The sequence below is a fragment of the Streptomyces sp. NBC_00310 genome (assembly GCF_036208085.1).
GTDB lineage: Bacteria > Actinomycetota > Actinomycetes > Streptomycetales > Streptomycetaceae > Streptomyces.
The window spans coordinates 6,829,837-6,850,136 of sequence record NZ_CP130714.1 but is presented as its reverse complement, the minus strand read 5'-3'; the positions used below and the strand labels follow the sequence as shown (position 1 = coordinate 6,850,136).

General features: G+C 71.7%; 21 protein-coding genes. 8 read left to right on the top strand and 13 right to left on the bottom strand.

All coding sequences use genetic code 11. The annotated features are described in order from the left end of the window. Positions 1–16: 16 nt before the first annotated feature. Positions 17–2,353: a glycoside hydrolase family 3 N-terminal domain-containing protein gene (locus OG202_RS30150; RefSeq protein ID WP_328223897.1), complete on the top strand. Its 2,337-nt coding sequence runs from the start codon at positions 17–19 to the stop codon at positions 2,351–2,353. Positions 2,354–2,356: 3 nt separating this feature from the next. On the opposite strand, the gene OG202_RS30145 is transcribed toward OG202_RS30150, so the two are convergent. Together OG202_RS30145 and OG202_RS30140 are read right to left on the bottom strand one after the other, a co-directional pair. Further along, positions 2,357–2,608 (bottom strand): DUF397 domain-containing protein, encoded by a 252-nt coding sequence (locus tag OG202_RS30145; protein WP_326578544.1) that lies wholly within the window; start codon positions 2,606–2,608, stop codon positions 2,357–2,359. Then, entirely contained in the window at positions 2,605–3,453 is an 849-nt protein-coding gene (locus OG202_RS30140) for a helix-turn-helix domain-containing protein (RefSeq protein WP_327728156.1), read from the bottom strand. Before OG202_RS30140 ends, OG202_RS30145 begins: the two co-directional genes overlap by 4 nt. Positions 3,454–3,616: 163 nt before the next feature. Between OG202_RS30140 and OG202_RS30135 the strand changes: the two genes are divergently transcribed. Further along, positions 3,617–4,354, top strand: a complete 738-nt coding sequence (locus tag OG202_RS30135; RefSeq protein ID WP_326578548.1) for a PH domain-containing protein — start codon at positions 3,617–3,619, stop codon at positions 4,352–4,354. On the opposite strand, the gene OG202_RS30130 is transcribed toward OG202_RS30135, so the two are convergent. The 4 genes from OG202_RS30130 to tsaB are packed head-to-tail and all read right to left on the bottom strand — an operon-like array spanning position 4,308 to position 6,856. Further along, the gene (locus OG202_RS30130) at positions 4,308–4,571 is read right to left on the bottom strand and encodes a hypothetical protein (RefSeq protein ID WP_326578550.1); all 264 of its coding nucleotides are present in this window, start codon (positions 4,569–4,571) and stop codon (positions 4,308–4,310) included. The two genes, OG202_RS30135 and OG202_RS30130, sit on opposite strands and share 47 nt — an antisense overlap. Then, positions 4,568–5,695, bottom strand: a complete 1,128-nt coding sequence (gene tsaD, locus OG202_RS30125; RefSeq protein WP_443052299.1) for a tRNA (adenosine(37)-N6)-threonylcarbamoyltransferase complex transferase subunit TsaD — start codon at positions 5,693–5,695, stop codon at positions 4,568–4,570. Before tsaD ends, OG202_RS30130 begins: the two co-directional genes overlap by 4 nt. Before the next feature lie 4 nt (positions 5,696–5,699). After that, positions 5,700–6,182 (bottom strand): ribosomal protein S18-alanine N-acetyltransferase, encoded by a 483-nt coding sequence (gene rimI / locus OG202_RS30120; RefSeq protein WP_326585663.1) that lies wholly within the window; start codon positions 6,180–6,182, stop codon positions 5,700–5,702. Between the two features lie 20 nt (positions 6,183–6,202). Continuing rightward, complete coding sequence (tsaB, locus tag OG202_RS30115) at positions 6,203–6,856, bottom strand: tRNA (adenosine(37)-N6)-threonylcarbamoyltransferase complex dimerization subunit type 1 TsaB (protein WP_327728160.1); 654 nt, start codon at positions 6,854–6,856, stop codon at positions 6,203–6,205. A 124-nt stretch (positions 6,857–6,980) separates the two neighbouring features. On the opposite strand from tsaB, the gene OG202_RS30110 reads away from it, so the two are divergent. Further along, positions 6,981–7,541, top strand: coding sequence for a hypothetical protein (locus tag OG202_RS30110; protein ID WP_326578556.1), 561 nt, complete (start codon positions 6,981–6,983; stop codon positions 7,539–7,541). A gap of 109 nt (positions 7,542–7,650) precedes the next feature. On the opposite strand, the gene OG202_RS30105 is transcribed toward OG202_RS30110, so the two are convergent. From OG202_RS30105 to alr, 4 genes are all read right to left on the bottom strand, one after another. Further along, on the bottom strand, positions 7,651–7,839 hold the full coding sequence (locus tag OG202_RS30105; RefSeq protein ID WP_327728161.1) for a hypothetical protein: 189 nt from the start codon (positions 7,837–7,839) through the stop codon (positions 7,651–7,653). A 141-nt stretch (positions 7,840–7,980) separates the two neighbouring features. Then, positions 7,981–8,505 (bottom strand): tRNA (adenosine(37)-N6)-threonylcarbamoyltransferase complex ATPase subunit type 1 TsaE, encoded by a 525-nt coding sequence (tsaE, locus tag OG202_RS30100; protein ID WP_326578559.1) that lies wholly within the window; start codon positions 8,503–8,505, stop codon positions 7,981–7,983. Further along, positions 8,471–9,718 carry an alpha/beta fold hydrolase gene (locus OG202_RS30095; protein ID WP_326578561.1) on the bottom strand — a complete coding sequence of 416 codons (1,248 nt, stop codon included), beginning with the start codon at positions 9,716–9,718 and terminating at the stop codon, positions 8,471–8,473. The genes tsaE and OG202_RS30095 overlap by 35 nt, the downstream gene beginning before the upstream one ends. A 210-nt stretch (positions 9,719–9,928) precedes the next feature. Continuing rightward, the gene (alr, locus tag OG202_RS30090) at positions 9,929–11,089 is read right to left on the bottom strand and encodes an alanine racemase (protein ID WP_327728162.1); all 1,161 of its coding nucleotides are present in this window, start codon (positions 11,087–11,089) and stop codon (positions 9,929–9,931) included. A gap of 270 nt (positions 11,090–11,359) precedes the next feature. Here alr and glmS point away from each other — a divergent pair, with 270 nt between their 5' ends. The 3 genes from glmS (at position 11,360) to OG202_RS30075 (ending at position 15,509) form a co-directional block, all read left to right on the top strand. Further along, a complete protein-coding gene (gene glmS, locus OG202_RS30085; RefSeq protein WP_327728163.1) occupies positions 11,360–13,207 on the top strand; it encodes a glutamine--fructose-6-phosphate transaminase (isomerizing) in 1,848 nt (615 codons plus the stop codon). An 89-nt stretch (positions 13,208–13,296) separates the two neighbouring features. Beyond that, positions 13,297–13,668 (top strand): holo-ACP synthase, encoded by a 372-nt coding sequence (locus OG202_RS30080; RefSeq protein ID WP_327728164.1) that lies wholly within the window; start codon positions 13,297–13,299, stop codon positions 13,666–13,668. A 398-nt stretch (positions 13,669–14,066) separates the two neighbouring features. Next, a complete protein-coding gene (locus OG202_RS30075) occupies positions 14,067–15,509 on the top strand; it encodes an NAD(P)H-hydrate dehydratase (RefSeq protein ID WP_327728165.1) in 1,443 nt (480 codons plus the stop codon). 88 nt (positions 15,510–15,597) lie between these two features. On the opposite strand, the gene OG202_RS30070 is transcribed toward OG202_RS30075, so the two are convergent. Continuing rightward, complete coding sequence (locus tag OG202_RS30070) at positions 15,598–15,759, bottom strand: hypothetical protein (RefSeq protein ID WP_326578570.1); 162 nt, start codon at positions 15,757–15,759, stop codon at positions 15,598–15,600. Positions 15,760–16,034: 275 nt separating this feature from the next. On the opposite strand from OG202_RS30070, the gene coaA reads away from it, so the two are divergent. Further along, entirely contained in the window at positions 16,035–17,024 is a 990-nt protein-coding gene (gene coaA, locus OG202_RS30065) for a type I pantothenate kinase (protein WP_326578572.1), read from the top strand. Positions 17,025–17,079: 55 nt separating this feature from the next. Continuing rightward, positions 17,080–18,009, top strand: a complete 930-nt coding sequence (locus tag OG202_RS30060; protein ID WP_327728166.1) for a DUF389 domain-containing protein — start codon at positions 17,080–17,082, stop codon at positions 18,007–18,009. 114 nt (positions 18,010–18,123) lie between these two features. Here the strand turns inward: OG202_RS30060 and glmM are convergent, their stop codons facing one another. Then, positions 18,124–19,482, bottom strand: coding sequence for a phosphoglucosamine mutase (glmM, locus tag OG202_RS30055; protein WP_326578576.1), 1,359 nt, complete (start codon positions 19,480–19,482; stop codon positions 18,124–18,126). 260 nt (positions 19,483–19,742) lie between these two features. Further along, positions 19,743–20,264, bottom strand: a complete 522-nt coding sequence (rpsI, locus tag OG202_RS30050) for a 30S ribosomal protein S9 (RefSeq protein WP_326578578.1) — start codon at positions 20,262–20,264, stop codon at positions 19,743–19,745. Between the last annotated feature and the right edge of the window lie 36 nt (positions 20,265–20,300).

Here is a 20,300-nt window from a genome sequence, read left to right as displayed (position 1 = left end):
CCATGACAGGAGTTTCATGACCACGGCCCTTTGGCGTGACCCGGCCCTGCCCGCAGCGGCCCGGGTCGACGACCTTCTCTCCCGGATGACCCTGGAGGAGAAGTGCGCCCAGCTGTACGGCGTGTGGGTGAAGAGCGACTCCAGCGGCGAGGACATCGCCCCCGACGAGCAGGGCATGTCGGAGACGTTCGACTTCGACGAGCTGATCACCCGGGGCCTCGGCCAGCTCACCCGCACCTTCGGCACGGCCCCCGTGGACCCGGCGCTGGGCGCGGCGGCACTGGCCCGCGCCCAGCGCCGCATCATGGCCGCGAACCGTTTCGGCATCCCCGCCGTCGCCCACGAGGAGTGCCTGGCCGGCTTCACCGCCTGGCGTGCGACCGCCTACCCGGTCCCCCTGGCCTGGGGCGCGACCTTCGACCCACCGCTCGTGGAGGACATGGCCCGGCACATCGGCCGGGACATGGCGCGGGTCGGCGTCCACCAAGGGCTCTCACCCGTCCTGGACGTGGTCCGCGACCCGCGCTGGGGCCGGGTCGAGGAGACGATCGGCGAGGACCCGTACCTGGTGGGCACGGTCGGCACGGCGTACGTCCGGGGTCTGGAGTCGGCCGGCATCGTCGCCACCCTGAAGCACTTCGCCGGGTACGCCGCGTCCGTCGGCGCCCGCAACCACGCGCCCGTACGAGCCGGGGTACGGGAGTTCGCGGACGTGACCCTGCCCCCGTTCGAGATGGCGTTGCGCGAGGGCGGCGCGCGCTCGGTGATGGCCGCGTACACGGAGACGGACGGCGTCCCGGTCTCGGCGGACCCCCACCTCCTGACCGAACTCCTGCGCGACGACTGGGGCTTCACCGGCACGGTCGTCTCCGACTACTTCGGCGTCGGCTTCCTGGAGACGAACCACCGCGTGGCGGGAAGCCGCGCGGAGGCCGCCGGGGCGGCCCTGACGGCCGGCATCGACGTGGAACTCCCCTCCCTGCGCTGCTACGGCGAGGCCCTGGTGGAGGCGGTCCGCGCGGGCGGGATCCCCGAGTCCCTGGTGGACCGGGCCGCCCGCCGGGTCCTGCTCCAGAAGTGCGGGCTGGGCATGCTGGACGAGGACTGGGCCCCGGAGACCGAAGGCGGCGAGGTCGACCTCGACCCCCGCGAGAACCGCGCCCTGGCCCGCCGTCTGGCCGAGGAGTCGGTGGTCCTGCTGGACAACCCGGACGCCGTACTGCCGTTGGCCCCGGACATCAGGATCGCGGTGGTGGGCCCCCGCGCGGACGACGCCCTGGCCATGCTCGGCTGCTACTCCTTCCCCTCCCACGTCCTCCCGGCCCACCCCGGCACCCAGCTGGGCATCGAGATCCCCACGGTCCTGGACTCCCTGCGCACCGAACTCCCCGACGCGAAGATCACGTACGCGGCCGGCAGCGACGTCGACGGCGAGGACACCGGAGGCTTCCCGGAGGCGGTCGCCCGCACGGCGGAGGCGGACGTCTGCGTGGCGGTACTGGGCGACCGGGCGGGCCTCTTCGGTCGCGGCACCTCGGGCGAGGGCTGCGACGCGGAAGACCTCCGCCTCCCGGGGGTCCAGGCGGAGCTGCTGGACGCGTTGGTGGCGACGGGCACCCCTGTGGTGCTGGTGCTGCTCACCGGGCGCCCCTACGCACTGGGCCGCTGGAACGGCCAACTGGCCGGAACCGTGCAGGCGTTCTTCCCGGGAGAGGAAGGCGGCCCGGCGGTGGCGGGAGTGCTGTCGGGCCGCGTCTCCCCTTCGGGCCGCCTGCCGGTGAGCGTCCCGAACCGGCCCGGCGGCCAGCCGTGGACGTACCTCCAGCCGCCCCTGGGCCTCAGCGGTGGCGCGAGCAACATCGACCCGACCCCGCTGTACCCCTTCGGGCACGGCCGCTCGTACACGACGTTCGAGTGGACGGACTTCGAGGGCGGGAGCAGTGACGACGGCCCGGCTCCGGAGATCGCCACGGACGGGGATGACACGTACGACGTCTCGCTGACCGTCCGCAACACGGGTGAGCGGGCGGGTGCGGAGGTCGTCCAGCTCTACCTGCACGACCCGGTGGCCTCGGTGACCCGCCCCGACGTACGCCTGATCGCCTACCAGCGGCTGGAGTTGGATCCGGGCGCCGCCTCCCGCGTGACCTTCCGCTTCCACGCCGACGTGTCGTCGTTCGCAGGACGCTCGGGGCGGCGGACGGTCGAACCGGGGGCCCTGGAACTGCGGTTGGGCGCGTCCACGGCGGACATCCGCCACCGGGCACGGCTGACGCTGACGGGCCCGGTCCGCGAGGTGGGCCCGAACCGCCGGTTGCACTGCGAGACGGAGGTCCGGGTGGCCGAGAGCTGACGGTCAGTCCGCCTGGGCCGCCGCGTGCACGACGAACGCGGCCCAGGCGGAGGGGCCGAGGCCGAGGTGGGGGCGGGTGGTGTCCTTGGAGTCGCGGATGTGGATGGTGGCGGGGGTGGCGGCGATTTCTATGCAGTTGTCGCCCGCAGTGCCGCTGAACGTGGACTTGCGCCAGTCCAGGCCGACTTCAACGCAGCTGTCACCTTGATCCGTACTGTGGCTGGACCTGAACCACGCAGGTTCGGTGATGCTCATAACGCTCCTCTGATCCGCTCCAGCAAGCTCACGGAGTCCAGGGGACTGAGAGCCTGTGCGCGGAGTGTCGCATACCGACGGTGCAGGACGGCCGCCTCTTTTCCGTCGGCAATCAGGCGTCCGGTCTCCTGCCCCTCGGCGTAGGCGAGATGCCTCCCGTCTGGGTTCTCCAGCAGTGCCAGCGGGCCGTCCAGCCCCGCGTGCGCCTGGCATTCGAGCGGCATGATCTGGATCTCCACGTTGCGGAGTTGGGCGTGCGCGAGCATGTGATCGAACAGGCCCCGCGACACCTCGCTTCCGCCCAGACGACGCCGGACGATGTGCTCGTCCACGACGAAGCTGAACGAGGTGTTGGGCCGCTCGCGCAGCATGCCCTGCCGCTCCATCCGCGCGGCAACCTGCGCTTCCAACTGCTCGTCCGACAGCGGCGGGATGCGATTGCCGAACACCGCCCGCGCGTACCCCTCGGACTGCAACAACCCCGGAACCAGGCGGCACTCGTACGTAGCGAGGTATACGGCATCCCGCTCAAGCCTCGCCCACGTCCTGAACCACGCCGCCAACCCCGGCTGCCGAGCCATATGTCTGAACGCGCCCCCCACAGCCCCCGTGCTGCCCGTAGCCCCCTCCGCCAGCTCCACGAACCGCTGATCCGCGAGCCGACGCCCCAACTCGATGGAGGCGACGGAGTGTTTGGACAGATGGACGAGCGCCCCGAACTCCTCCCGGCTCAACCCCGCATGCTCCCGCAGCGCCTGCACAACGGCCCCGAACGCCTTCATGCTGTCCGACGACTCGGGCTCACCACCCGACCCCTGCGCCGCCCACTCCACACCGTGCACCATCAACCCAGAGTGACCGCTCGATCACCGTACTGTCCACCGAACAGCCACGTACTCCCCCCTCAGTACGCGCCGTACCGACCACCCCTCCCGTTCATGACAACAAGCTGTAACATCCCTCCGCCCCATGCGTACGCCATGAGGGCCTGGTGAACGGGGGGTTCGGATGAGTGTCGGGATCGAGCGGGAGTACCGCAAGGCACAAGGGGTTCCGCCCTCTTACATCATGCTGGTCGTCGCGGGCGGGCTGATCTGCGCCAACACGGTGTGGTCGATGACGGAGTTCGGGCGGTCGGGCCTGGACTGGCTCGTCGTGGTGGCCTGGACGGTCGCCATCGGCCGGGTGGGGCTGGAGCAGTGGCGGGCGCGTACGCTCGTCACGGCCGACGGGGTCACCGTACGAGGGGCGCTGCGCACCCGCACGTGGACCTGGTCCGAGATCTACGGCATCCGGGTCGAGGACAACAAGCGGGGCACCCCCCGCTGGTCGGCGTATCTCTACGCCACCGACGGGCGCCGGGCCCGCCTCCACCACCTCGACGACCACCAGCTGACCGACCCGATCGCCGAGGTCGCCGACCTGTGCGCCACCGCCGTACAGCTCGGGCTCACCTCCCTGGAGACGCGGCCCGACGTGGAGGAACGCGTCGAGCGCGAGGCGCGAAGGCGCAAGGCGTGGCAGCGGACGGCCATCGCGATCCTGGGGGTCGCGGCCGCCTTGTTCGTCTTCTCCATCTGGCTGATCGTCACCGACCGGCCGACGCACATGTACCTGCTGTTCGTGGGCATCCCGCTGGCCTGCGTACCCGTCCTGTTCCTCGCCCTGGACCGCTTCGGCGAGAGTCGCCACCGCCGCCTCACCCGCCCAGCGACTCGAACCGCCACCGGTGCACCGCCCGGCTGACCAACTCACCATCCGGCTCCGGCAGTTCGGGCAACTCCGCGTCGTAGTCCGCGTCCCACCACGTGATCACCAGTACGCGGTCCTGGGGCGCCCGGAGGGTCTCCCGGCGCAGGAGCCGTCCTGCTTCCCCCGGCAGCTCCTGCGCACGGGCCCAGGCGAGCAGTTCCTCGCCCCGGCCCGCCACGGCCCGCGCCTCCCACATCAGGGCGACGGTCACGAGTAGAGGTTGTCCTTCGCCAGCTCGTGCACATGATCGTGATCATGCCCGTGGGCATGACCGTGGGCATGCCCGTTCCCCGTCCCCGGCACATGTGGATCCGTCACCGGCAACGACGAGTCCGCCGACAGGTCCCAGTCCGAGGCGGCGCGCCCCCGCGCGACCATCTCCGCGCCCAGCGCGGCCACCATCGCCCCGTTGTCCGTGCACAACTTCGGCCGGGGCACCCGGAGTCGGATCCCGGCCGCCTCGCACCGCTCCTGGGCCAGCACCCGCAGCCGGGAGTTGGCGGCGACGCCACCACCGATCATCAGATGGTCCACCCCCTGATCACGGCAGGCCCGTACGGCCTTGCGCGTCAGCACATCCACCACGGCCTCCTGGAAGGACGCGGCGACGTCCCGCACCGGAACGTCCTCTCCCGCAGCCCGCTTGGCCTCGATCCAGCGGGCCACGGCGGTCTTCAGACCGGAGAAGGAGAAGTCGTACGCGGCGTCGCGTGGCCCGGTGAGGCCGCGCGGGAACGCGATCGCGGTCGGGTCGCCCTCGCGGGCGTAGCGGTCGATGACGGGACCGCCCGGGAAGCCCAGGTTCAGCACGCGCGCGATCTTGTCGAACGCCTCGCCCGCCGCGTCGTCGATCGTCGCGCCCATCGGCCGTACGTCCGACGTGATGTCCGTGGACAGGAGCAGGGACGAGTGCCCCCCGCTGACGAGCAGCGCCATCGTCGGCTCGGGCAGGGCCCCGTGCTCCAGCTGGTCGACGCAGATGTGGGAGGCGAGGTGGTTGACGCCGTAGAGCGGCTTGCCCAGCGCGTACGCGTACGCCTTCGCCGCCGAGACGCCCACCAGCAGCGCACCCGCCAGCCCCGGCCCGGCGGTGACGGCGATGCCGTCGAGGTCCTTCGCGCTCACCCCGGCTTCCTTCAGCGCGCGGTCGATCGTCGGGACCATCGCCTCCAGGTGCGCGCGGGACGCGACCTCGGGGACCACCCCGCCGAAACGGGCGTGCTCGTCGACGCTGGACGCGATCGCGTCGGCCAGCAGTGTCGTACCGCGCACGATGCCGACACCGGTCTCGTCGCAGGAGGTCTCGATCCCCAGGACCAGCGGTTCGTCAGCCATTGACCTAGCCATTGATCTCGGTTCCTTGTACGGATGTGGAAGGGTCGTTGAGGCGCATGACGAGCGCGTCCACGTTCCCCGGCTGGTAGTAGCCGCGGCGGAAGCCGATCGCCTCGAAGCCGAAGCGTTCGTACAGCTTCTGGGCGCGGACGTTGTCGACCCGGCATTCGAGCAGCACCTGCGCGCACTCGAAGGCGGTGGCGGCCCGCAGCAGTTCGGTGAGGATCAGCGCGCCGAGGCCGGTGCCCCAGTGTTCCTGGGCGACGGCGATGGTCTGCACGTCGGCGACGTCCCCGGCGGAGGCGAGGCCCCCGTAGCCGACGATCCGCCCGTCCTCGTCCGGGGACTCCGCCACGACGTACCGCCGGGTCGCGTTCGGGCCCCGCGCGTGGGCGAGGTCCGACCAGAACATGCCCCGGGACCAGGCGTCCTCGGGGAAGAGGACCTTCTCCAGCTCCAGGACGGGCTCGATGTCCCACCAGCGCATCTCGCGCAGCACGGCGGTCGTCACTTGGGGGTGACCACCTTGTAGTTCTTGGGCACCTGGGCGTCGGGCCGGCGCAGATACAGCGGCCGGGGCGCCTCAAGCTCCTCGCCCGCCGCGAGCCGTTCGGCGGCCAGCGCCGCGAGGGCGGCCGCGGAGACGTGCTCGGGCCCGCGGGCGTCCGGGAAGGTGTCGGGGTAGAGCGTCGCCCCGGCTCCCACCGCGGGCAGCCCGGCCACCAGCTCGGCGATCTCGGCGGGCCGGTCGACGGCCGGCTCGGTCGCTCTCGTCCGCGCGTCCTCGTAGCGCGCCCAGTACACCTCCTTGCGGCGGGCGTCGGTGGCCACCACGAACGGGCCCTCGACGTCGGCCGCGTACGCCAGCCCGTCGAGGGTGCACAGTCCGTGGACAGGGACCCCGAGGGCGAGGCCGAAGGTGTCGGCGGTCATGAGGCCGACGCGCAGCCCGGTGTACGGGCCGGGGCCGATGCCCACGACGATGCCGGTGACAGCGTCGAGGCGGGTGCCCGCCTCGGCGAGGACCCGGTCGACGGCGGGCAGCAGCAGTTCCCCGTGGCGCCGCGCGTCCACCTGGCTCGACGCGGCGACGACGTCCGTCCCGTCGTGCAGCGCGACGGTGACGGCGGGGGTGGCGGTATCCAGAGCGAGCAAGAGCACGCAAACAGCCTACGGCGCTTCGGCCCGCGCCACGGCCGACCTGGGACACGTCCCCTCTGCTGCTACCGTCACAGCACAGACGTACTTCAAGGGCGTACGTGGGTACGAGAGGTGGGCTCAGAAGGTGGCCAGTAGCAGCTCGGTATTCGTGGCCGGGCTCACCGCGGCGGCCATCGCCGCAGTCGGGTTCCTCACCTATCAGGCGTCGGCGCACGTGCCCGACGACCTGGGGAAGCCGTCCCCCTCCAAGTCCTCGGCACTCCCGAAGTCCAAGGCCCCCGCCGGGCAGGAGAAGGACACCGACGAGGTCCTCCCCGACGACTCGGGCTCCGGCGAGCGGGTCGTCTACTCCCTCGACGGGGACCGGGTCTGGCTGGTCGGCGCCAACGAGAAGGTCACCCGCACCTTCGAGGTCACCCCCAGCACGGTCGACCCCACCCCCGCCACCTACACGGTCACGTCACGCTCGGCCGCCGTCACCGGCTCCGACGGCACCCCGATCGAGAACGTCGTCCGCTTCGCCTCGGTCGACGGCGTCTCCATCGGCTTCAGCGCGGCCGTCGACGGCTCCACCCCCGAGCCCGACCCCGCCACCAAGACGGGCGGCATCCGCGAGGCCCGCAAGGACGGCCAGGCGATGTGGAAGTTCGCGGGCATCGGCACGAAGGTGGTCGTGGTCGAGTAAAGGGCGCCTTGTAGGCACGGGGGAGGACGCTCAGGGGCGCGGGGAACCGCGCGACCAGCCCCCACCCACCCGCGGCCGCGAATCAAACGGCTCCACCCCGCCGCGGGCGCTACGCAGCCTTACGGCACCGTTCATCCACAGGCCGCCGCTCCTCCACCCGCACCGGCGGAGCCACCGGCGGAGCGGGCGGCGGTGTGGGCGGCGGTGTGGACACGGCCTTCGCCGCCGCACACGCCGCCAACAGGTCCCGCATCGACACCCCGCCCACCCCGGACGGCTTTCGTTCCGCTGTCGACATGGACGCCTCCTGGTGCCACCGGCGAACCAAGTTAGGTAGACCTAACCAAGGACTGGTTACCATGTGACCACGCCGAGAACGACCAACGCAACATTTTGCCGACACCTCGTCGGAACAGACGACCGGCTCGACCACCTGGAGTTACGCGGACAGCACACCCAGCTCGACGGAGCCCCACCGCTCCCCCAGCCCGGTGACGCTCACGTGCCGTACCTCGTCCGTCGTGTCCCCGACCGCCCGATGGATGACCACGTTCAGCCGGTCGTCCGTCAGCTCCTCGACCTTCCCCTCGCCCCACTCCACCACGATCACCGAATCCGGCAGCGAGACATCGAGATCGAGGTCCTCCATCTCGTCCAGCCCGCCCCCCAGGCGGTACGCGTCGACATGGACGAGCGGCGGCCCCTCCCCCAGCGGGGGATGCACCCGGGCGATGACGAAGGTCGGCGAGGTGACCGCACCCCGCACCCCCAGCCCCTCCCCGAGCCCCCGGGTCAGGGTCGTCTTCCCGGCGCCCAACTCCCCGTTGAGCATCACGAGATCGCCCGCCCGCAACAGCTTCGCCAGGCGACGGCCCAGCTCCAGCATCTGGTCGGGCGAATGTACGGTGATCCGCAGAGACGTGCCGGACTCACCCGGGACGTGCGGTGCTGCTGGCGCTTCCATAACCACTTACGGTAGCCCCCGCCGGAACGGCCCCCGCCCGGGTGAGAAGGTCGGCGAGCCGGTCGGTCACGACCTCGGGGTGCTCCAGCATCACCAGATGCCCGGCGTCCGGCACCAGCACCAACTCCGCGTCCGGCAGCACGTCCGCGATCGCCTCGCTGTGCTCGCTCGGCGTGACGAGGTCCTTGACCCCGGCCAGCACCAGCACCGGCAGCTCGGCGAAGGTCACCAGTGCCTCGGTCTTGTCGTGCTCGGTGAACGCCGGGTAGAACTCGGCGACCACGTCGATCGGGGTGCCCTCGATCATCCGTTCGGCGAACCGCGCGACCGCCGGATCGACGTCCCGCGACGCGAACGAGTACCGCTTGATGAGCCCGGCGAACAGATCGGCGGTCGCCCGCCGCCCCCGCTCCACCAGCGCGGCCTGCTGCCCCAGCGCCTTCAGCACCCCCGGCAGCACCCGCCGCACCGCGTTGACGCCCGCGACCGGCAGCCCGAAGTTGACCTCGCCGAGCCGCCCCGACGACGTACCGACCAGCGCGACGGCGACGACCCGCTCGCGGATCAGCTCCGGGTAGTGCGCGGCCAGCGCCATGACGGTCATGCCGCCCATGGAGTGCCCGACGAGCACGATGGGCCCCTCGGGGACCGCCGCGTCGATGACGGCCTTGAGGTCGCGCCCGAGCTGGTCGATGGTGACCGGCCGCTCGTCCTGCACCTGGGCCACCCCGCGCCCGGAGCGGCCGTGGCTGCGCTGGTCCCAGTGCACCGTCCGTACGACACCGCGCAGCGCGGCCCGCTGGAAGTGCCAGGAGTCCTGGTTGAGGCAGTAGCCGTGGCTGAAGACGACGGTGACGGGGGCCGGGGCCTTGCGGCCGAAGAGCCGGCGTCTGCGGGGCGAGAGACCGGCCTCGGGCTCGACGTCGTCGACCTCGTAGTACAGCTCGGTGCCGTCGTCGGCGTACGCCTTGGCCGGGGTGCCGCGCAGCGCCCCGTACGGGCCGGTGGAGTCGAGCGCGAGTTGGGCCTTCCTGCGCATGCCGCGTCCGACGGTGAGCCGCTCTATGGCGACGCCGGCCGCCGCGCCCGCCGCGACCACGCCTATCGCCGCCCCCGCGACACCGGCTCTGCGCCAGATCCCGTCGCCGGACGCGGCCGTGGCGGCGGCCGCGCTCGCGACGGCCTCCACGGCCTCCGCGCTGCTCTCGCTCACGTCCCGCTCCTCTTCGCCGACGTCCGGTCCTGCTGCCGATCCCGCTGTCGCTACGCTCCGCACATCAGTACGGAGTTACCACTCTTGTTCGTCTTTCACTTACTCGTGTTCCGTGCCGATCGTTCACGTACCCCGGATCACAGGCCCGTGATCACATACTCGGGGGCCGTGCTCACGGTCGCACGCGCCCGCTCACTCACCCGTGTCGGCTCACTCACCCGTGTCGACGTAGACGCGCGGAACGCGGGTTCCGATGCGCGTCACGATCTCGTACGCGATGGTTCCGGCCGCCTTCGCCCAGTCCTCGGCGGTCGGCTCGCCCCCGTCTCCCGCCCCGAACAGCACGACCTCGTCGCCGGCGGCGGGTTCGTCCCCGCCGAGGTCGACGACGAACTGGTCCATGGCGACCCGGCCCGCGACCGTCCGCCACTTGCCGCCGACCAGCACGGGCCCGGTGCCGGAGGCGTGCCGGGGGATGCCGTCCGCGTAGCCGACGGGGACCAGGCCGAGGGTGGTGGCGCCGGGCGTGACGTAGTGGTGCCCGTAGCTGACGCCGTGGCCCCCGGAGACGTGCTTGACCAGCGCGAGCGAGGCGCTGAGCCGCATCACCGGGCGCAGCCCGAGGTCGGCCGGGCTGCCCAGCTCCGGGCTGGGCGAGATGCCGTAGAGGGCGATTCCCGTGCGGACGAGATCGAAGTGCGCGTCCGGGCGGGTGAGGGTGGCGGGTGAGTTGGCGATGTGCCGCACCTCCGGGCGGACGCCCCGGTCCTCGGCGTACGCGACCATCTCGCGGAAGCGGGTGAGCTGGGCCTCGATGGACGGGTGCCCCGGCTCGTCGGCGCACGCGAAGTGCGACCAGAGTCCGGTGACCGTCACGAGCCCCTCGGCCTCCGCCCGCAGCGCCTCGGCGACGAGCTCCGGCCAGCTGTCGGGCTGGCAGCCGTTGCGCCCGAGCCCGGTGTCGGCCTTGAGCTGCACGCGCGCGCGTGCGCCCGCCGCACGGGCGGCGTCGGTGACCTCGCGCAGCGCCCACAGCCCACTGACCCCGACGTCCAGTCCGGCCTCGACCGCCTCGCGCCACGGGCCGCCCGGCGCCCACAGCCAGCACATCAGCCGCCCCGACAGCCCCGCCGCCCGCAGCGCCAGCGCCTCCTCCGGTGTGGCCGTCCCCAGCCAGGTCGCCCCCGCCTCGACCGCCGCCCGGGCACACCGCACCGCGCCATGGCCGTACGCGTCCGACTTGACCACGGCCATCAGCTCGGCACCCGGCGCCGACGCACGCAACGTCCGCACATTGGCCCGCAGGGCATCCAGATCGATCTCGGCACGGGCCCGCAGGGGCGCGCTCCGCAGAGGTGCTGTCTCACTCATGTCAGCCCCAGTGTCTCAGAGCCCCGGAAGCCCCTTCGAACGGGCGCAGCCCGTTCGTTCGGGGCACGGCGATACGGAATGTCATTTGTCTGCTCGTCATGTGATCAGCGATACGTGCCGCACCCACCCGCGTGGGGGCGCCGCGCGTGCGGTCACCCGATAGCCCCGTGGGAAGTCACCCGATATGAGGGCTCACCGGGCGCCACCGGCGTCACGTACAGTCACATACGGCACACGACAGGTCGCGAACGGTACGACACAGGGGTTGATATGTGCGGAATCGTGGGTTACGTCGGATCGCAGTCCGCGCTCGACGTGGTCCTGGCCGGGCTGAAGCGGCTGGAGTACCGGGGGTACGACTCCGCGGGCGTCGCGGTACTGGCCGACGGCGGTCTGGCCGCCGCCAAAAAGGCCGGAAAACTGGTCAACCTGGAGAAGGAGCTGGTCGGGCGCCCGCTGCCGACCGGTTCGACCGGCATCGGCCACACCCGCTGGGCCACGCACGGCGGCCCCACGGACACCAACGCCCACCCGCATCTCGACAACGCGGGCCGGGTCGCCGTCGTCCACAACGGCATCATCGAGAACTTCGCCGCGCTGCGCGCGGAACTGGCCGAGCGGGGCCACGACCTGACCTCCGAGACGGACACCGAGGTCGTCGCCCACCTGCTCGCCGAGGAGTACTCGTCGTGCGACGACCTCGCGGAGGCGATGCGGCATGTGTGCCGTCGGCTGGAGGGCGCGTTCACGCTGGTCGCGGTGCACGCGGACGCGCCGGACGTGGTCGTGGGCGCCCGCCGCAACTCCCCCCTGGTGGCCGGTGTCGGCGAGGGCGAGGCCTTCCTCGCCTCGGACGTCGCCGCGTTCATCGCCCACACTCGGTCGGCGATCGAGCTGGGCCAGGACCAGGTGGTCGAACTGCGCCGCGACGGCGTCACGGTGACGACCTTCGACGGCCGCCCCGCCGAGGTCCGCTCCTTCCACGTCGACTGGGACGCGTCGGCGGCGGAGAAGGGCGGCTACGACTACTTCATGCTCAAGGAGATCGCCGAGCAGCCCAAGGCGGTCGCGGACACGCTCCTCGGCCGTATCGACGCGGCGGGCTCGCTGTCCCTGGACGAGCTCCGGATCCCGCACTCGGAGCTGCGCGAGACGGACAAGGTGGTCATCGTCGCGTGCGGTACGGCGTTCCACGCGGGCATGATCGCCAAGTACGCCATCGAGCACTGGACCCGTATCCCGTGCGAGGTGGAGCTGGCGAGCGAGTTCCGCTACCGGGACCCGATCCTCGGCCCGCGCACCCTGGTCATCGCCATCTCCCAGTCCGGCGAGACCATGGACACGCTGATGGCCCTGCGCCACGCCCGCGAACAGGGCGCCCGCGTCCTCGCCATCTGCAACACCAACGGCTCGACGATCCCCCGCGAGTCCGACGCGGTCCTCTACACCCACGCGGGCCCGGAGGTGGCGGTCGCCTCGACGAAGGCGTTCCTGACCCAGCTGGTGGCCTGCTACCTCGTCGCGCTGTATCTCGGCCAGGTGCGCGGCACCAAGTGGGGCGACGAGATCCGGGCGGTGATCCGCGACCTCTCCCGCATCTCCCGCGAGGTGGAACGGGTCCTCGAAACGATGGAGCCGGTAAGGGAGTTGGCGCGCACCCTCGCCGACAAGAACACGGTGCTGTTCCTGGGCCGTCACGTGGGCTACCCGGTCGCTCTGGAAGGCGCCCTGAAGCTCAAGGAGTTGGCCTACATGCACGCGGAGGGCTTCGCGGCGGGCGAGCTGAAGCACGGCCCGATCGCCCTGATCGAGGAGGACCTCCCGGTGGTCGTCGTGGTCCCGTCCCCCGCCGGCCGCTCCCTCCTCCACGACAAGATCGTCTCCAACATCCAGGAGATCCGCGCGCGCGGTGCCCGCACGATCGTCATCGCGGAGGAGGGCGACGAGGCGGTGGTCCCGTACGCCGACCACCTGATCCGCATCCCGGCGACCCCCACCCTGCTCCAGCCGTTGGTGGCCACGGTCCCCCTCCAGGTCTTCGCCTGCGAACTGGCGACGGCGCGGGGCAACGAGGTGGACCAGCCGCGGAACCTGGCGAAGTCGGTGACGGTGGAGTGACCCGGCGAGTCGTGGAGTGACCCGGCGAGTCGTGGGGGCTGGGGCTCCGCTCGTCCCCAGCTCGTCGGCGTCACCGTAGGGTGCGGATCATGCCCATCATCGGAGTCGGCATCGACGTCGCCGAGATCGACCGTTTCCGCGCCTCGCTGGACCGCACCCCCAGCATGGCCGATCGCCTCTTCCTCCCCAGCGAACTCCTGCTCCCCAGCGGGGAACGCCGGGGCATCGCCTCCCTCGCGGCGCGCTTCGCCGCGAAGGAGGCCCTCGCCAAGGCCCTGGGCGCCCCCAGCGGCCTGCGCTGGACCGACGCCGAGGTCTACGTCGAGGCCTCCGGCCAGCCCCGCCTCCGCGTGACCGGCACGGTCGCGTCCCGCGCCTCCGAACTGGGCGTCAAGTCCTGGCACATCTCGTTGAGCCACGACGCGGGGGTGGCCTCGGCGGTGGTGATCGCCGAGGGGTGAGGGGCGCGTCACAGCTCGGGCACGTGTCAGGGGCGCCTGACAGCTCAGGGGTGCGCGTCATCGGGCGACTGCGGGCCGTACGTGGCCGATCGCGCAGTTCCCCGCGCCCCTGAAGGGGCACGACTGCCCACCCCCTCCCTCACAGCCGCGGGCAACCCTGCCGCCCCGCCCCAACTGCGGGCAATCGTGCCGCTGGGGCGATGGGGGTCCCCCCGCTCGAGCGAAGCCGAGAGTGGGGGAGGGTGGGCGCAGCGGCACCTCGTCACCGCCGAGCAGCGGACCCACCCCCGCCCGGCCACAGCGGAGGGCACCCAACATCCCCGCCCAGTGACAGCCAACCGCACCCCGCACCCCCGCCCAGCTGCACCCACCCCCCACCACAAGGCAGACTCATCCCCATGCGCTCAGCCCACCGTGTCGAAACCGTCCGCACAGCCGAACGCACCCTGATGGCCCGGCTCCCCGACGGCGCCCTGATGCAGCGCGCGGCCGCAGGCCTGGCCGCGGCCTGCGCGGACGTCCTCCCCCGCCGGGTGTACGGCAGCCGCATCGTCCTCCTCACCGGCAGCGGGGACAACGGCGGCGACACCCTCTACGCCGGCGCCCGCCTGGCCAAACGCGGCGCGGGCGTGACGGCCGTCCTCCTCACCCCCGACCGCACCCACCCGGACGCCCTCAAGACCCTCCTGCGAGCAGGCGGCACCACGACCACCCCCCACTCCGCCGCCGCCCCCATCTCCCGTGCCGACCTCGTCCTGGACGGCATCGTCGGCATCGGCGGCAAGGGCGGCCTGCGCCCCGAAGCCGCCCACCTCGCCGACCTCGTGGCCGCCTCCCGGGCCACGGTCGTCGCCGTGGACCTCCCGAGCGGCATCGAACCGGACACCGGCGAGGTGCGCGGCGCAGCCGTCCGCGCCGACCTCACCGTCACCTTCGGCACCCACAAGCCGGGCCTCCTCATCGACCCGGCCCGCGCGTACGCCGGCTCGGTCCGTCTGATCGACATCGGCCTGGCGGACACCCTCCCGGCCGCCCCGGCCCTGGAATCCCTCCAGCACGCCGACCTGGCCGCCCTTCTCCCGCACCCGTCCCAGGAGAGCGACAAGTACCGGCGAGGGGTCGTGGGGATCGTGGCGGGCTCCGCCCGCTACCCGGGCGCGGCGGTCCTCGCGGTCGCGGGCGCCCTGCGCGGCGGAGCGGGCGCGGTCCGCTACGTGGGCGCGGCCACCGACGCGGTCCTGGCCCGCTTCCCGGAGACCCTGGTCTCGAACACGGGCCCGAAGAAGGCGGGCCGGGTCCAGGCCTGGGTGGCGGGCCCCGGGGCCGGCGACGACCCGGCCCCCGTCGCCGAGGCCCTCTCCACCGACGTCCCCGTCCTCCTCGACGCCGACGGCCTCCGCCTCGCCGACCGCGACACGGTACGCACCCGCCCGGCCCCGACCCTGATGACCCCGCACGCCGGAGAAGCCGCGGCCCTCCTCGGCGTCTCCCGCGAGGAGGTGGAGGCCTCCCGCCTGACCGCCGTCCGCGAGCTGGCCCGCGCCTACGACGCGACGGTCCTCCTCAAGGGCTCCACCACCCTGATCGCCGCCCCCGACCCCGACGCCCCGGTCCGCGTCAACCCGACCGGCACCCCCTGGCTCGCCACCGCCGGCAGCGGCGACGTCCTCTCCGGTCTGGCGGGCTCGCTCCTGGCCGCCGGTCTCTCCCCGCTGGACGCGGCGAGCGCGGCGGCGTACCTCCACGGCCTGGCGGGCCGCTACGCCGCCGACGGCGCCCCGACGGGCGCCCACGACGTGGCGGAGGCGATCCCGGCGGCATGGCGGGACATCACCGCCTGACCCTCACCCCGCCCGGTACGCCCTCGCCCCGTCCGCTCCACTCCGCTTCCCGTCCCGCACCCTCACTCCCTCTGCTCCCCTCCTCCCCCTACTCCCCCTCCTCGATCCGGTCGATCGCCTCGCGCACCATCCCCAGATACTCGACCTCCTCGCACCGCGGCTTACTCCCCATGCGGTACATGTCAATCGCGTCGTAGAGGTGCTCGCCCAGATCCTCGTCCGGCAGATCCGCCGAGAGCTCACTGCACACCCGCCCGGCGAGCTCCGCGTCACCGCGCGTAGATCCTCGTCGAGCAGCGTCCCGTAACCGCAGACGCACACCGAAAGTCATCCTCATCCCCCAATTCCCCCTGATCGACCGGGAGGCGGCTCCCTCCCGACCGCCCGGACGCTAGTCCCGCCCCCCACCCGAGGTCCATACCTTCGTCACAGTTCACGCACAGCTAAGGGCAAACCCCCTACCGTGTCCCCCGGCGTGACGGACCCCACCCCGCCACCCCGTTCGAACTCCGTTAACAATGGACTGTGATCTCACCGGTCTCCTCGTTGCCGCGGAGCGCCCACCGGCCCAGGCCGGAGGCGACTCCCTACGTCGACCTCACCCGTGCCGAGTGGAGCGCGCTGCGTGAAAAGACGCCGCTCCCCCTGAACGCCGAGGAGGTCGAGAAGCTGCGCGGTCTGGGCGATGTCATCGACCTCGACGAGGTGCGGGACATCTATCTGCCGCTGTCCCGTCTCCTCAACCTCTACGTGGGCGCCACCCACGGCCTGCGCGGCGCCCTGAACACCTTCCTGGGCGAACAGGGCTCCCAGTCCGGCACCCCGTTCGTCATAGGCGTCGCCGGCTCCGTGGCCGTCGGCAAGTCGACCGTCGCCCGTCTCCTCCAGGCGCTCCTCGCCCGCTGGCCCGAACACCCGCGCGTGGAACTGGTCACCACCGACGGCTTCCTGCTCCCCATGAAGGACCTCCAGGAACGCGGCCTGGTCTCCCGCAAGGGCTTCCCCGAGTCGTACGACCGCCGGGCCCTGACCCGTTTCGTCGCCGACATCAAGGCCGGCAAGGACGAGGTGACGGCCCCCGTCTACTCCCACCTCATCTACGACATCGTCCCCGACCAGCGGCTCACGGTCCGCCGCCCCGACATCCTCATCGTCGAGGGCCTGAACGTCCTCCAGCCCGCCCTCCCCGGCCAGGACGGCCGCACCCGCGTCGGCCTCGCCGACTACTTCGACTTCAGCGTGTACGTGGACGCCGGCGCCGACGACATCGAGCGCTGGTACCTCAGCCGCTTCAAGAAACTCCGCCAGACCGCGTTCCAGAAGCCCGACTCGTACTTCCGCAAGTACACCCAGGTCTCCGAGGACGACGCCCTCGACTACGCCCGCACCCTCTGGCGCACCATCAACAAGCCCAACCTGGTGGAGAACATCGCCCCCACCCGCGGCCGCGCCACCCTCATCATCCGCAAGGGCCCCGACCACAAGGTGCGCCGCCTCAGCCTGCGCAAACTCTGAGACCGGGGGCACCGCACCACCCCGGCCGTAACCCCGGCCTGTTAGAAAGGGCGGCATGCTGCATCTCCGCCTGATCACCCCGTCCGACAGGACCGACGAGGTGGTGCGCCTGCTCGAGGACGCGGTCGGCACCACCCACCTCGTCGTCGTACCGGGCGCCGCCCGCAACCCCGCCGGAGACGTCGTGATGTGCGACGTGGCGCGCGAGGCGGGCGACGAACTGATCGGCGCGCTCAGGGCGTTGGACCTCGACAGGACCGGCTCCATCGCCGTCGAGAACATCGACCTGTCGCTCTCCGAACGCGCCGACGAGGCCGAGAAGGACGCGCCCGGCGAGGGCGCGGACGCGGTCCTGTGGGAGCACCTGACGGACGCCACCCACGAGGAGTCGACGCTCTCCGTCACCTACGTCGCCTTCCTCACCCTCGCCACGATGATCGCGGCCTGCGGTGTGGTCCTCGACAACGCGATCCTGATCGTCGGCGCGATGGCGGTGGGCCCCGAGTTCGGCCCCCTGGCGGGCATCAGCACATCCATCGTCCAACGCCACCCGCGCCTGGCCCTGCGCTCCCTGATCGCGCTCCTCGTGGGCTTCGCGATGGCCATGGCCGTGACCGTCGGCTTCAGCCTCTTCATGGACGCCCTCGACCTGTTCAGCCGCGAACAACTGGACGCCGAACGCCCCAACACGGCCTTCGTCTACGCCCCCGACGCCTTCTCCTTCGTCGTGGCCGTCCTCGCCGGCATCGCCGGCACCCTCTCCCTCACCTCGGCGAAGTCGGGTGCCCTGGTGGGGGTGGCCATCTCGGTCACCACGGTCCCGGCGGCCGCGAACGCGGCAGTGGCCCTGAGCTACGGCGACACGCCCCAGACCGTGGGCTCGACGGAGCAACTCCTCCTGAACCTCCTGGGCATCGTCCTGGCAGGCACCCTCACCCTGCTGCTCCAGAAGTGGCTGTGGTCCAGGCAACGCGGCGCCTGTTAACCAGGGGGCGCACTCAACAGGGGCGCGGGGAACTGCGCGACAAGCCACGAATCACCCGCGGCCCGCAACGCACAGAACCCCACGCCCCTACCCGGAACGAACGGAACGCCAGACCTAACCGAGCGCCGACTTCACAACATCAGCAAGCCGCCCCGCGACAGACCGAGCCTGCTCGATATCCGCCGCTTCGACCATCACCCGAACCAGCGGCTCGGTCCCGGACGGCCGCAGCAACACCCGCCCCGTAGAACCCAGTTCCCCCTCGGCCTCGGCCACCGCCGCAGCCAGCTCCGCGGACGTCCCCACCCGCGACCGATCCACGTCCGGGACGTTGATGAGCACCTGCGGCAGCCGCTCCATCACCCCCGCGAGGTCCTTGAGCGTACGCCCGGTCCGCGCGACCCGAGCGGCCAGCAGCAACCCCGTCAACGTGCCGTCACCCGTCGTCGCGTGGTCGGAGATGATCACATGCCCGGACTGCTCGCCCCCGAGGGCGTACCCGTGCGCCTTCATCTCCTCCAGCACATACCGGTCACCGACCCCGGTCTGCACCAGCGTGAGCCCCTCCCGCTCCAGCGCCAGCTTGAAGCCGAGGTTGGACATCACGGTGGCGACCACGGTCTCCGACCGCAGCACCCCCCGCTCCCGCATGTCCAGCGCGAGCACCGCGAGGATCTGGTCCCCGTCGACCTCGTTGCCCTCGTGGTCCACGGCGAGGCAGCGGTCCGCGTCCCCGTCGTGCGCGATGCCGAGGTGCGCCCCGTGCTCGACGACGGCGGCCCGCAGTTTCCCGAGGTGCGTGGACCCGCACCCGTCGTTGATGTTGAGCCCGTCCGGCTCGGCCCCGATGGTGACGATCTCGGCGCCGGCGCGGGTGAACGCCTCCGGCGAGACCCCGGCGGCGGCACCGTGCGCCTCGTCGAGGACGACCTTCAGCCCCTCCAGCCGGTTGGGGAGGACGGAGAGCAGATGCGCGACGTACCGCTCGAAGCCCTCGTCGTACGACCGGATGCGCCCGACACCCGCACCCGTCGGCCGGTCCCAGGGCGCCCCGGTGCGGTGCTCCTCGTACACGCCCTCGATCCGGTCCTCCAGATCGTCGGCGAGCTTGTGGCCGCCGCGGGCGAAGAACTTGATGCCGTTGTCGGGCATGGCGTTGTGGCTGGCGGAGAGCATCACGCCGAGGTCTGCGCCCAGCTCGCCGGTGAGGAACGCCACCGCGGGGGTGGGCAGCACACCGACGCTCAGCACGTCGACGCCCGCACTGGCGAGGCCGGCCACGACGGCCGCCTCCAGGAACTCCCCGGACGCTCGCGGATCCCGTCCGACCACCGCCACCGGCTTGTGGCCCTCGAACGTTCCCGCCTCGGCGAGTACGTGTGCCGCCGCGACAGAGAGTCCGAGCGCGAGCTCGGCCGTCAGATCCGCGTTGGCGACACCGCGCACGCCGTCCGTGCCGAAGAGTCGTCCCACTGTGGTGTCCTCCGAATTGCTGAGAATGTGCGGCTCGTACCTGATGGTCCCCTACCGGGCGGTCCCGCACCGGGTGTCCCCGAGTGTCCCGGCATTCCCCGGACCAAGTACATCCCCTGAGACTGTCCTCCCCCTTTCGGGGTTGTACCGACAGTCCGTGTATAAGCCTGTGATAAACGATCGGCCCTGCTACGCAAACCGCCCCGGCGGCACGGGTACGTGCCACCGGGGCGATGCGCGCGATGCGGCGCAAGCGCGATTTAGCGCTTGCTGTACTGCGGAGCCTTACGGGCCTTCTTGAGACCGGCCTTCTTGCGCTCGACCGCACGGTCGTCGCGACGGAGGAAACCGGCCTTCTTGAGGGCGCCACGGTTGTTGTCGACGTCGGCCTCGTTCAGCGCGCGGGCGACACCGAGACGGAGCGCACCGGCCTGACCGGAGACGCCGCCGCCGGAGATGCGGGCGATGACGTCGTAGCGGCCCTCGAGCTCAAGAACCTTGAAGGGCTCGTTGACCTCCTGCTGGTGCACCTTGTTCGGGAAGTAGTCCTCGAGCGTACGCCCGTTGATCTTCCACTTGCCGGAGCCCGGGACGATCCGGACGCGGGCGATGGCGTTCTTCCGACGGCCCAGGCCGGCGGCCGGCTGCGGGTCGCCGAAGCGGGAGGCCATGGACTCGGAGGTGTACTCGCCCTCGACGGGGACGTCCGACTCCGTGGTGTAGCTGTCGATGTCTACGAGCTCAGTCTCTTCGACCGGCTGCTCAACGGTGGTCTCGGCCACGATTCTCCTCAGATTCTTTTCTGTCTTAGGGGGTTG

Excerpts from the sequence above, each read along its gene's own strand:
- OG202_RS30150 (WP_328223897.1), top strand. The coding sequence starts at position 17 with ATGACCACGGCCCTTTGGCGTGACCCGGCCCTGCCCGCAGCGGCCCGG.
- OG202_RS30145 (WP_326578544.1), bottom strand. The coding sequence starts at position 2,608 with ATGAGCATCACCGAACCTGCGTGGTTCAGGTCCAGCCACAGTACGGAT.
- OG202_RS30140 (WP_327728156.1), bottom strand. The coding sequence starts at position 3,453 with ATGGTGCACGGTGTGGAGTGGGCGGCGCAGGGGTCGGGTGGTGAGCCC.
- OG202_RS30135 (WP_326578548.1), top strand. The coding sequence starts at position 3,617 with ATGAGTGTCGGGATCGAGCGGGAGTACCGCAAGGCACAAGGGGTTCCG.
- tsaD (WP_443052299.1), bottom strand. The coding sequence starts at position 5,695 with ATGGCTGACGAACCGCTGGTCCTGGGGATCGAGACCTCCTGCGACGAG.
- rimI (WP_326585663.1), bottom strand. The coding sequence starts at position 6,182 with ATGCGCTGGTGGGACATCGAGCCCGTCCTGGAGCTGGAGAAGGTCCTC.
- OG202_RS30105 (WP_327728161.1), bottom strand. The coding sequence starts at position 7,839 with ATGTCGACAGCGGAACGAAAGCCGTCCGGGGTGGGCGGGGTGTCGATG.
- tsaE (WP_326578559.1), bottom strand. The coding sequence starts at position 8,505 with ATGGAAGCGCCAGCAGCACCGCACGTCCCGGGTGAGTCCGGCACGTCT.
- alr (WP_327728162.1), bottom strand. The coding sequence starts at position 11,089 with ATGAGTGAGACAGCACCTCTGCGGAGCGCGCCCCTGCGGGCCCGTGCC.
- glmS (WP_327728163.1), top strand. The coding sequence starts at position 11,360 with ATGTGCGGAATCGTGGGTTACGTCGGATCGCAGTCCGCGCTCGACGTG.
- OG202_RS30080 (WP_327728164.1), top strand. The coding sequence starts at position 13,297 with ATGCCCATCATCGGAGTCGGCATCGACGTCGCCGAGATCGACCGTTTC.
- OG202_RS30075 (WP_327728165.1), top strand. The coding sequence starts at position 14,067 with ATGCGCTCAGCCCACCGTGTCGAAACCGTCCGCACAGCCGAACGCACC.
- OG202_RS30060 (WP_327728166.1), top strand. The coding sequence starts at position 17,080 with ATGCTGCATCTCCGCCTGATCACCCCGTCCGACAGGACCGACGAGGTG.